1 pseudogene is annotated in these 628 nt (G+C 25.6%); it reads right to left on the bottom strand.

Annotation, left to right across the window (positions count from 1 at the left end):
- Positions 1-628: pseudogene (locus CQA53_RS12930) on the bottom strand (hypothetical protein); the annotation flags it as partial.

Genomic DNA, 628 nt, shown 5'->3' with positions numbered 1-628 from the left:
GTTAAATATGATTTCTATATGTTCATAATATTTTAAAAATAGAGCAACTCGAGATTTTGTATCCATAGTTTCTAAAGCATTTTGTGTATATTTGGCACAAAGTTGTTTAAATTCTGTATTATCAAATAATGCCCATTCATTATAACCATAGGGAAAAATAAAATATTGTGCTTCATAAAGTGTTGATGATATTTTTACTTCTACAATATCATTCATAAAAAAAATCCCTCTGTCTATAGATTGTTTCATAACAAAATCACCATATTGATAGCTTTTTGTATTACATCTTGTATAAATCATTAAACCATATTTTGTTAAAAATGCTTTCTTGAATGTCAGCTTCTTACCATAAATAAATAATAATATGCTTGTAGCACTAAGCGATACAATACCAATAAAATATTGATGATTTGCTATCATTAACCAAGACATACACCAAAAAAATATATTTCCAAACAAAAAAATACAAAAAGATAATATACCAAATGTATGGATTTGTCTTTTACTCTCCCACACAATCTCATCATCATTAGAATCTAGCTTTATTTCTTTAGGATTAGTGCTAGATTCCAAGTCTTTAGATTCTAATTCTTGCTTGTTTTCATTTATATTTTCTTTCTCTTTCATT

Origin of the sequence: Helicobacter didelphidarum, from assembly GCF_003364195.1 — a bacterium.
GTDB classification, from domain to species: domain Bacteria; phylum Campylobacterota; class Campylobacteria; order Campylobacterales; family Helicobacteraceae; genus Helicobacter_A; species Helicobacter_A didelphidarum.
This window is presented reverse-complemented; position numbering and strand designations above follow the sequence as displayed.